This window comes from Arthrobacter sp. CAN_A212 (genome assembly GCF_015752345.1).
In the GTDB taxonomy this organism is placed as follows: Bacteria; Actinomycetota; Actinomycetes; order Actinomycetales; family Micrococcaceae; genus Arthrobacter_D.
In genome coordinates, this window is the sequence record NZ_JADOUT010000021.1 from 13,378 (window position 1) to 23,507 (window position 10,130).

General features: G+C 64.4%; 10 protein-coding genes. 3 read left to right on the top strand and 7 right to left on the bottom strand.

Translation table 11 applies throughout. The features are described from left to right. Window positions 1–21 precede the first annotated feature (21 nt). The gene (locus IWX64_RS14025; protein WP_334683324.1) at window positions 22–147 is read left to right on the top strand and encodes a pentapeptide repeat-containing protein; all 126 of its coding nucleotides are present in this window, start codon (window positions 22–24) and stop codon (window positions 145–147) included. A gap of 14 nt (window positions 148–161) precedes the next feature. On the opposite strand, the gene IWX64_RS14030 is transcribed toward IWX64_RS14025, so the two are convergent. The 3 genes from IWX64_RS14030 to IWX64_RS14040 all read right to left on the bottom strand — a co-directional run bounded on the left by IWX64_RS14030 (window position 162) and on the right by IWX64_RS14040 (window position 4,856). After that, window positions 162–1,523, bottom strand: a complete 1,362-nt coding sequence (locus IWX64_RS14030) for an HNH endonuclease signature motif containing protein (protein WP_334683318.1) — start codon at window positions 1,521–1,523, stop codon at window positions 162–164. A gap of 599 nt (window positions 1,524–2,122) precedes the next feature. Then, a complete protein-coding gene (locus IWX64_RS17115) occupies window positions 2,123–3,691 on the bottom strand; it encodes a TIGR01906 family membrane protein (RefSeq protein ID WP_334683319.1) in 1,569 nt (522 codons plus the stop codon). A 172-nt stretch (window positions 3,692–3,863) separates the two neighbouring features. Continuing rightward, window positions 3,864–4,856 (bottom strand): stage II sporulation protein M, encoded by a 993-nt coding sequence (locus tag IWX64_RS14040; protein WP_196867751.1) that lies wholly within the window; start codon window positions 4,854–4,856, stop codon window positions 3,864–3,866. 139 nt (window positions 4,857–4,995) lie between these two features. Here IWX64_RS14040 and IWX64_RS14045 point away from each other — a divergent pair, with 139 nt between their 5' ends. Beyond that, the gene (locus IWX64_RS14045; protein ID WP_196867752.1) at window positions 4,996–5,799 is read left to right on the top strand and encodes an RDD family protein; all 804 of its coding nucleotides are present in this window, start codon (window positions 4,996–4,998) and stop codon (window positions 5,797–5,799) included. 85 nt (window positions 5,800–5,884) lie between these two features. On the opposite strand, the gene IWX64_RS14050 is transcribed toward IWX64_RS14045, so the two are convergent. The 4 genes from IWX64_RS14050 to IWX64_RS14065 all read right to left on the bottom strand — a co-directional run bounded on the left by IWX64_RS14050 (window position 5,885) and on the right by IWX64_RS14065 (window position 9,512). Then, entirely contained in the window at window positions 5,885–7,162 is a 1,278-nt protein-coding gene (locus tag IWX64_RS14050; protein WP_196867753.1) for a L,D-transpeptidase, read from the bottom strand. Window positions 7,163–7,270: 108 nt separating this feature from the next. After that, window positions 7,271–8,767 (bottom strand): adenosylhomocysteinase, encoded by a 1,497-nt coding sequence (ahcY, locus tag IWX64_RS14055; RefSeq protein ID WP_196867754.1) that lies wholly within the window; start codon window positions 8,765–8,767, stop codon window positions 7,271–7,273. A gap of 39 nt (window positions 8,768–8,806) precedes the next feature. Then, entirely contained in the window at window positions 8,807–9,031 is a 225-nt protein-coding gene (locus tag IWX64_RS14060; protein WP_196867755.1) for a Trm112 family protein, read from the bottom strand. Between the two features lie 97 nt (window positions 9,032–9,128). Further along, a complete protein-coding gene (locus IWX64_RS14065; protein WP_196867756.1) occupies window positions 9,129–9,512 on the bottom strand; it encodes a DUF3499 domain-containing protein in 384 nt (127 codons plus the stop codon). Window positions 9,513–9,626: 114 nt separating this feature from the next. Here IWX64_RS14065 and IWX64_RS14070 point away from each other — a divergent pair, with 114 nt between their 5' ends. Next, a complete protein-coding gene (locus IWX64_RS14070) occupies window positions 9,627–10,127 on the top strand; it encodes a metallopeptidase family protein (protein WP_196867757.1) in 501 nt (166 codons plus the stop codon). Window positions 10,128–10,130 lie beyond the last annotated feature (3 nt).

A 10,130-nucleotide genomic window follows, 5' to 3' on the forward strand; every position in this document is an offset into this window, starting at 1 on the left:
TGCTGCCGGAAACAAGGGGTCCTGGAACGTTCCCGGCTGGAACATGCCTTGCTGGAACGTGCCCGGCTGGAACGTGCCTTGCTGGAACGTGCCCGGCTGGAACGTGCCTTGCTGGAACGTGCCCGGCTGGAACGTGCCTGGCTTTGAAGGACTGCGCTCACTTAGAAGGGTGGCGGGGTTTCCGGGAGTGGTGCCGGTGGTGGATCTGGCCGGGTGAGGTAGGTTTCGCCCATCGGTGAGATCGCAATGATCATTCCTGGCTCAGGTTGTCGGTAATGCCAGTAGCCCTCGGATTTGAGCTTGTGGTGGCGTTTACACAACGCTGCCAGGTTGCCGTAGCTGGTTTTCCCGCCTTGTGACCAAGGCTTTGTGTGGTCGAGTTCGCAGAACACCGCCAACCGGTTACACCCCGGATGCCGGCAGGTCCGGTCCCGCACTCTGACTGCGTCCTGGAGGTCTTTGGGGACCCGGTAGGTGGTGGCGTCGGCGCCGAGCCTGGCACCGGTGAAGGGGTGAGTGAGGATCCTCGTGAAAGATGGTGCGTGCCCGGCGAGTTTCCTGGCAGTGTCGGGGTCGATCGGCCCGTACCCTTCGAGTTCACCCGGTGCATCACCGCCGAGGAGAGTCATCACAGGGACAGTAACGAACACCTTCGCCTGCACACCCCAGTAGGCACCTGCACCACCACGGCCCACCAGCCCACCCGTGCCATCCGGCACACCTGTTCCATCCGGCACCCCTGTTGCATCCGGGCTATCCGTGCCATCCGGTTCGCTGGCACCGTCGGTGACAGGTTCTTCGGTAGCAGCGGCCTCGCCGGCGGGTTCTCCGGTGGCGGGTTCCACGGCACTCATGTGCCCGGTGGCGCCGGCGCTGGTCAGGACATCGGTGAGGACGTCGGCGCGTAACTGGGTGAGGGTCCGGGATTCGTCGGGGCCTTGTAATGCGCGGGCGGCGGTGTCGACGCGGTGGAAAATCCCGGCAGCCTGGTCGAGGGATAGGTAGGCTTCGAGCCAGGCCATCCCGTCGTAGGAAGGGGTCAAGTACACCCCGCGTTCCTTCACGGCTCTCTTGTGTCTGGTGGTGATCGTTTCGGGGTGGAGTTGTTCCCGGAGCCGGTTTGCCTGCTGGCGAAACTTCACCACGGTGGTCAGGGACGCCACCTCGATCAGCCGGGCCTCGAACTCGGCTGTCGCTGTGGGGTCGGTGTCGGGGATGCTGGTCGCTTCCTCCACGACGGCCCAGGCGTGCCGCCGGCTGAGTTTCCCGGCCTCCAACGCTTCCAGGGTGGCCGGGTAGTACCGGGTGAGCAGGGTGCTGTGTTCGACCAGGAACCCGGCCGTCCGGTCCGGCAGGTGCAACGCCGCACTGATCTCAGCGGCGGTGAGCGTTGTTTCGTAACCCCAGCCCCGGGGGTCGTGGCGGGTCTGTTCGGTTTGCAGGTCCAGGACCCGGGTAACAACTTTCGCTTCCTGGGCGTCGAGCCAGGACCGTGCTTCGTCGATGTCTTTCAACGTGTCCAACGCCTGACAGGCATCCAAACCACCCACCGCCGCCAGTTGAAGCTGCCCAGTCAGTGCAGGAGGTGCACTGCTGGAACGGACTCGTTCATCCGGGTCGTCTCCCAGGTGAAAGGAACCCCACGATTCAGAGAACAACCACGCCGAATCAGACTCTGCTGATTCCGACTCAGTGGATTCTGACTCCGGAGAATCTGCATCGTTCGGATCAGCTTCAGCCGGGTCCGTGTCGCTCGAATTGGACTCCGGCTGTTCAACGACCGGGGCCGTCCACACTGACTCAACACCCAACGGACCGGCCGGCCCATACCCAGAAGAAGACCCGGTGGAAGCCCCGGCGTAAGTCCCAGTGGAGGTATCCGTAGGCGTATCCGTCGAAGTTCCTGTGGACGTGTCCGCAGTGGCTTCCGGGGTCTCGCTATCGGAAGCGGAATCCGCGCCAGATCCGGGAGGGATCTCCGGTCCGGTAGAAGAAGCTTCTCTGCCTTTCATACCTTAAGTTCATCACCCGCCACCCCCAAAATAGGGTCCGATCCGGGGGCCTGGAAAACTTTTCTTAAGTATTTTTTGCACCTGCTCAGAAGCGGTCAAACGCCCCGCCCCTAGAGTGAGAGCGAGTCCATCTGACGCTGCCGGGCAGCATCTGCGGCCAGCCGGGACTTCTGCCGGCGGGCCTTGGTAGGCCAGGTCAGAATCAGTGTGACCACCGAGACGATTAGTACGAGTGCCGCCACGGTAATCGCTGCGTCCATCCAGAACTGCGCCGGGAAGAGCCTGATCAGGGTGTCGTCCATGCTGAACGTCCAGGTCCCGTCAGCGAAGAACAGGGCATGCACCTGGGTGAAGAAGGTCTGCCAGCCGAGGATGGCGGTCACAGTGAGGGCAATCATCAACACCAGCGTGGTCAGGGCTCCGGCGAAGAGGCTGCGGCGGACGCCACCCGGATAGGTGCGAGCCAGGTGCCAGCAGGCGGCAATGGTGAAGACGAGCATTGCCAGCGCCACGGCGAAGCTGATCACCAGGACCAGCTTGACGTCAAGCATGTGGCCCACTTCGCTATCGAGGAACAGCTGGTCGCCGTCGGCGTTGACCAGCTCGCCGAGATAACGAGGGGGTGCCCAGTTGAGGATGTAGTCGACCGTGTAGGACCCGTAGGTCATGCGGTCCTCAGCGTTGAAACCGAAGCCCTCTGCAGGGAATCCGGGACGGTGGTACTCCACCCAGAGGAAAAGCGGTGATGTGACGGCCCGAATTGCGCCCGCCAGGAGGATGATGGGGAAGAAGATAGCAATGAGGACCTGGAAAACCCTCGCCATCACCGGCTTTCCGGTCAGCGCACCGTCTCTTTCGGCGGCCCGACGGCGTGCCTCCTCCTCGGATGCCCTGGTGGACAGTGCTGCCGTTTCGGGCTCCGGCTCATAGCGGGCGGACTCTGCGTGATCGCTGCTCGTGCGGGAGCCGTCCTCAGTCCCGGCACTGGCAACCGCCGCAGCCGACACGGGAGCAGCCACCGCTGTGGCGGTGGAGCTGCGCGACTCGGGATCTTCTTTAGCCTCGGAAACGTCTTGAGCGTCGGACTCGACGGTCTCCGATTCCGTGGACTCCGTCTCAGCAGAGGTGGCATTGTGCGCCAAGGAGACCTCGTGCTCCCCATCGGTACCCGGTCCAGCCGCGGCTGGACTAGCAGCGTGAGTCCCGCCAGCTACCGGCGAACCCGGAAGAGTGCTGGAGTCACCCGTCCTGTCGTGGCCCGCGCTGCTGGAGTCACCCGCGCTGTAGTGGCCTGCGGTGCTGTGGGTGTCCTGGCTGTCCTCGGCGTCGTGGGCACCCAAAGTGTCGGAGGTGTTCTGCGCGTCCGCAAACAAGTAGGCTCCCCCCGCGTCAGAAGAGCGACCAGTAGGAGTGTCGATCGAGGAGGTGTCGTTCGAGGAGGTGTCGTTCGCGAGCGCATCTTCCCGCTGTCCTTCCGCGGGCTGGCCTCCCGCAGGCTGGCCGCCCGAAGGCTCACTGTCCGCAGGCTCAACCGTGGCCGACTCGCGATCAAGCGGATCGTTCTCCGCCTCGTCGCCATCTTCGGTGGATTCGACGGGCGCTGGGGTGGCACCGGCGCCGGCCTCCGGGGAGGTTGAGTCAGCTCCGGGATGCTGGTCGGTCTCGTCGTTCTGAGCCACTGGGTTATCTCCTAGAAAATTGCGCAAGTACTTTCGTTCGAGCGTACCGCCGAACCCCGTTTACCTGCGGAGGCCGGACCGACGTCGGGCAACTGAAACCCGAGTGGGCTGGACACAGGACCTTGGGCGCCGGACCCCTCATACCGGGAACAGCCGCAGCCAGTGGGTACCCTCAGGCCGTGCGAACGGTCTCGCCGCGGTCGATGCTCGACAAGTCGCCGGTGTACCCCGCGTTGACCGCCCGGCGGCCGAGCAGAAGGGTGTACACCCAGTACGCAGCGAACACGAGGAAGCCGATGCTGATTCTCAGCCAGGCTGGCAGTGGGCTGGGGGTGATGAAACCCTCGACCAGTCCGGAGATGAACAGGACCAGCACCAGGCCCAGCGCAACGGTGATCAGGGAGCGTCCCTCCTCGGCGAGCGCATTCGCGCGGCTCCGGGCGCCCGGCGACACCCACGCCCAGAACAGCCTCAGGCCTGCGGCGGCGGCAATGAAGATGGCTGTAAGCTCCATGAGTCCATGCGGCAGGATGTAGATGAAGAAGGTATCGAGCTCCCCATAGGCGGCCATCGTGCCACCGGCCATGCCCACGGCCTGGGCATTCTGGTAGAGGATCCATGGCGCCCACACGCCTGTCACCCCGAAGGCAACCGCCTGCAGGGCAATCCACGCGTTGTTGGTCCACACCAGACCCGCGAACGACGCCGCCGGATTCTCGAAGTAATAGTTGACGAAATCTTCCTGCACATACTGCTCGGCGAACTCGTCACCACCCATCGCCGCGATGACACCGGGAGTGCCTGCCACCCAGGCCCCGTACAGCCAGGCGACCCCGATAAACAACACGCCGACGACGACGGTCAGCCAGCGGACCCGGTAAAACGCTGCCGGGAGGGACGCCACGAAAAACCCGGCGACGTCTTCCATGAAGTTGGAGCGCGCACCGGTGAAGCGGGTCCGCGCCCGCGACAGCCGCATCGACAGGGCGCCGGAGAGCGCACTTTCGGGCGCAATCGACCGGATCATTGACAGGTGGGTGGAGGTGCGCTGGTAGAGGACCAGCAGTTCGTCGGCCTCCGCGCCAGAGAGTTTCCGCCGCCGCACCAGCTCATCAAGCCGCTCCCAGTCCGGGCGGTTCACCTCAACGAAAGCATCGACATCCACCCGTTCAGCTTAGCCGGGCGACGCCAGATAAGCTTCAGAAGGAAAGCCCTCACTGACGCTGTTCGGGCTTCGATGAGGGCGTTGGGCTTCAGAGGGACAAACTGGGCGGGTACAAGCGCACAAGGCAGGGGGACGCATTATGAGTTCGGTCGTCACTGGCGAGGCGGTAGTCCTCGAACTCAGGCCTGCCTCCTTCGGCGCCCGGAGCATCAGCCTGCTCATCGACATTGTTGCCCAGGCGATCCTGGTCCTGGCAATCATCCTGGGCGTGAGCGGGACCCTGGGCGGCTCGTTCGATCCGGCGCTGACCCAGGCGCTGGTGTTGGTGCTCCTGATCCTCGTGATACTGGTGGTCCCGGTGACCGTGGAGACCCTCACCCGGGGTAAGTCCCTCGGCCGGCTGGTGATGGGATTGCGGATTGTGCGCGACGACGGCGGCGCCATCCGGTTCCGGCACGCCTTCATTCGCGGCATGCTCGGCGTCCTCGAGATCTACCTGCTGTTCGGGTCTCTTGCCTTCCTGGTGGCCGTGTTCAACGAACGCTCCAAAAGGTTGGGCGACCTCCTGGCCGGCACGTACTCGATGCACGAGCGGGTGGTGGAGAAACCGCGAACCCTCGCGGTGGTTCCCCCGCAGCTGGCGGGCTGGCTTGCCACAGCCGACGTCATGGCACTCCCGGACGCGTTGGCCCGGCGCGTGACGGCGTTCATCGGTCAGGCCTCCCGCCTCACTCCCCTGGCCCGCCACACCCTCGCCGTCGACCTGGCAACGGAAGTTTCACCCTTTGTTGCACCGCCACCCCCATCGGGCACCCACCCGGAGGATTTCCTCAACGCGGTGCTTGCCGAACGCCGGAACAGGGACCTCAACCGGTTGCGTCGCCAGCGCGAACGCACCACCCGGACCACCGACCGGCTCCACAAGCTGCCGTTCAGCCAGTAGCAACCGGAGCCCGCTCGCGGCAGGACGAGCACGGCAGGCCGCGCACTGCAGGACAGGCCCTCCGGGGCTGGCTCTGCGTGACCCTCTAGGGCTGGCTGTTGTACTCACTCCACGGGGTATTCCAGTCCCCGAAGCCATCCCACATGAACATTGGACCGTAGCCGGTGTTGCGGACCTCGACCACGTCGCCGGGCCCGAACGTGTCATAGAAGTACTTCGCCCCCTCCGGCGACATTCCGATGCAGCCGTGGGAGACGTTGAAGTTGCCCAGCGCCTCCTGCGCCGCGGGAAGCGCCTCATGCACGAACGCCCCGCCGTTGGAAATCCGGCTCGCGTGGTTCACCACGGTGGGCTCGTAGTAGGCTTCGTCGCCCGGTTCCAGGCCAATGGACTCGGCCGTGAACCTGGTCGACTCATACTGTTCCATCACCACGTGGAACCCGATGGTCGACGGCCATTCCTCGGTGCCCAGCGTGATGGGGAACGTTTCGGCGAGGTTTCCGTCGATGTAGACCTTCATCATTTTCGTCTCATTGTCGACGACGGCCAGCCGGGTGTTGTGGGTGTTGAACACGAGCTGGTCGTCAAAGTTCCCGATCATCTCGTTGCCGTAGTCGACCCCGAATAGTTCCATGTCGACGGTGATCGTGCTGTTCGGCGCCCAGAACTCTTCGGCCCGGTAGCGCACCTTGGTGTCGCTGAGCCAATAGAACGCACCGGTCTGGCCGCTGGAACTGGTGACGGTAATCGCGGACTCAACCTCATCACGGATAATGACAGGTTCGCTGAAGTTGATCTCGATGGGTTGTCCGGTTCCCACTGTCGAACCGTCCCGCGGATACATCGCCGCGTCCGCCTCATTGGCGGGCATGACGGTACTGAAACTGTGCGACTCGGTCACGGCGTTCCCCTCGGCATCCGACAGCACAAACTCGAAGATGTAGCCGGTCGCGAAAGCGAGCCGGTCGGTGGCGGTCCAGACTGAGTTGTCCTCGCTGAGGGTCCCGGTCACCGGCTCCCCGCCGGCAGTCCGGAGGGTGACACTTTCGATGACGCCGCCCTCAGCACGGATTTCCGGCGCGGTCACAGGGTTCACCTGTGCAGCGCCGTCAGCGGGAAACGCGTTGTAGGCGAGACCGGCTGCAACGGTCGGCTCGGGCGCATTTGATGCCGTCGTCGGGGTTGGCGTGGGTGCAGCGCTCGTGGACGTCGAGATGGCAGCAGGCACGTTGTCACCGGTGCCTGCCCAATTGGGGGCCACTGCTACCGCGGCGGTCGCAGCGATCAGGATGGCTGCCACCGAAACCCCACCAATGACCAGGCCCTGATGGCTTTTACTCATGCCCTGCTGCTGATCCCTCATCTACCCTGCCTGCATCCAATAAAAAACCGGCCACCCCATGACAGATTTTACGTCCTGGGGTGGCCGTTGCAGTTCAATTCGACGTGGCAGCCACGTCGGGCTATCTATTTAGTATCGGTAGTGGTCCGACTTGTAGGGGCCCGAAGCATCAATATCCAGGTATTCGGCCTGGCTCTTGGTGAGCTCGGTCAACTCCACCCCGATCGCGTCGAGGTGCAGCCGGGCCACCTTTTCGTCGAGGATCTTGGGGAGCACGTAGACCTGGTTCGCGTACTCGCGGGTCCCTTCGAGGTTGTTCTGCATCCACTTGGTGTAGAGCTCGATCTGGGCGATCGTTTGGTTCGCGAACGAGTTGCTCATCACAAACGAGGGGTGGCCGGTGGCGTTACCCAGGTTCAGCAGACGCCCCTCGGACAGCATGATGATCGAGTGCTCGGCGGTGCCTGCAGCCTCATCGGCGGCGAACACCCACTCGTGCACCTGGGGCTTGATCTCCACCTTGCGGACTCCCGGGATCTTGGCCAGGCCCGCGATGTCGATCTCGTTGTCGAAGTGTCCAATGTTGCCCACGATGGCCTGGTGCTTCATGTTTGCCATGTGGTCCGCCATGATGACGTCCTTGTTGCCGGTGGTGGTGATGAAGATGTCACCCTGCGCCAGGACGCTCTCCAGCTTGGCCACCTGGTACCCGTCCATTGCCGCCTGCAGTGCGCAGATCGGGTCGATCTCCGTGACGATCACCCGTCCGCCCTGGCCGCGAAGCGCCTCGGCGGCACCCTTGCCGACGTCGCCGTAGCCGCACACCACAACAACCTTGCCGCCGATGAGCACATCGGTGGCCCGGTTGAGACCGTCCGGGAGGGAGTGGCGGATGCCGTACTTGTTGTCGAACTTGGACTTCGTGACGGAGTCGTTGACGTTGATGGCCGGGAACAGCAGCTTGCCCTGCTGCGCCAACTGGTACAGGCGCATGACGCCGGTAGTGGTCTCTTCGGTGACGCCCTTGATGTCGGCGGCGATCCGGGTCCACTTCACGGGATCCTCAGCCAGGGTGCCGCGCAGCACGTCGAGCACCACAGAAAATTCGTGGGAGTAATCCAGATCGTCCTCGTTCGGTCCCGCGGGCACTTCTCCCGCGGCCTCGAACTCCACTCCCTTGTGGACCAGGAGGGTGGCGTCGCCGCCGTCGTCAAGGATCATGTTCGGCCCGTGGCCGGCGCCGCCAGGCCAGCTGAGGATCTGGGTGGTGGTCCACCAGTATTCCTCGAGGGTCTCGTTTTTCCAGGCGAACACCGGGACTCCTGCTGGCTCCTCGGCGGTGCCGGTGCCGACGACCATCGCGGCGGCAGCCTCATCCTGGGTGGAGAAAATGTTGCACGAAGCCCACCGCACCTCGGCGCCGAGAGCGGTGAGGGTTTCGATCAGGACCGCGGTCTGCACGGTCATGTGCAGGGAGCCGGCAATGCGGGCGCCCTTCAATGGCTGGCTTGCACCGAACTCGCGGCGCAGGGCCATCAGGCCGGGCATCTCGTGCTCGGCCAGACGGATCTGGTGGCGTCCCGCCTCGGCGAGGGAGAGGTCGGCAACTTTGAAATCGAAGGTCATGGTGTGGCGCATTCCTGTTCGTTGGTGCTGCTGAAGGGACTAGTGTGCTGGGGGCCCATCGTGCTCGTCGGAGCCAGCCGCGGTCGCGGCTACAAGTAATTCGGGGCGGAGGAGCACAGGGATGCCTTCGTCGATGCTGTATCGCACCGGACTTCCTGTGCTGTCGGGCTCCGAGGAGACCAGAAACTCCCCCTCGTGGGCCAGGGTTGAGCCGGTGACGGGGCAGCGGAGAACAGCGAGCAGATCAGGGGATATGGAGCTCATGGCTCAAGACTATCGCGGGCTCGGGTTGCACCGATAACGTGCGCGCGAAACCCGCACGGGGAACAGTGGGAGGGGCTTGCCTGGCTGAACCGCCCAGCTACTGTTCCCGGAGGATCCGCAGGTTACCGCGCCGGACGCTGCTGACGTTGGCAGGCGGTTCAAGTGCCCCCTTGCTGCCCCGTACGGCGGGACCCGTCTCGGGGCTCCGGTCGGTGGCAGCTTCACGGACCGCGTCCACGAGTGCCAGCAGGTCGTCGGGGTGGGGCTCGGCTCGGGCAGAGGGCAGCGCCAGCCGGACTACTTCCCAGCCCCGTGGCACGGTGAGGGTCTCGGCGTGGGTGGCACATAAGTCGTAACAATGCGGTTCCGCGTAGGTGGCCAGCGGGCCCAGCACCGCGGTGGAATCGGCATACACGAAGGTGAGCGTTGCGACTGCGGCGTGCTGGCAGGCTGAGCGTGAACAAGTTCGAAGGGATCCCACGACTGTTGAGCCTACCGGCTAAGCCCCAGTGTGGCGGGGATCCCGGGGCGGGCCCGCGCGCCGTCTGAGCCCCCCGGCCCTTGCATTGGGGGCCAATGGGTTTACAGTCATTACATGCGGGACAGTTCTACATTCTCGGTGCGACTGGACGACCCTGACGACGCCGCGCGGCCGCGACCCTCCGGCCCGGGTTTCAGCCGCCGTCGCCGTAACCGCCATGGCCGCGGCTTGCGCGGGCAGTTGATCCCGCCGCACCTTCCCGGCGCCAGAAGCCGGGCCGAGCGGTTCGATGAGTGGGTGATGGAATCGGCCCAGCGGCTGGAACGGCTCTGGGGTGAACGGATCCTCGACCTGCAGATGGTGGTGCAGGATATTCCCGCGAATCTTGAGTCAATGTCCGCCCACTCGCTTCGCGGGCTGCTCGGCACATCGATCCCCGGGGCCGCGAACCGGCCCCCCACCATCATTGTGTACCGCCATCCGGTGGAACTCGCCGCCGGAGGCTTCATCCCTCCCAATGAACTGGTCCACGATGTGGTGGTTGAACAGACCGCCGAACTGTTGGGGATGACGCCCGAAGCTGTCGATCCCGCCTACGGACGGTCCAAGGCCTGACCT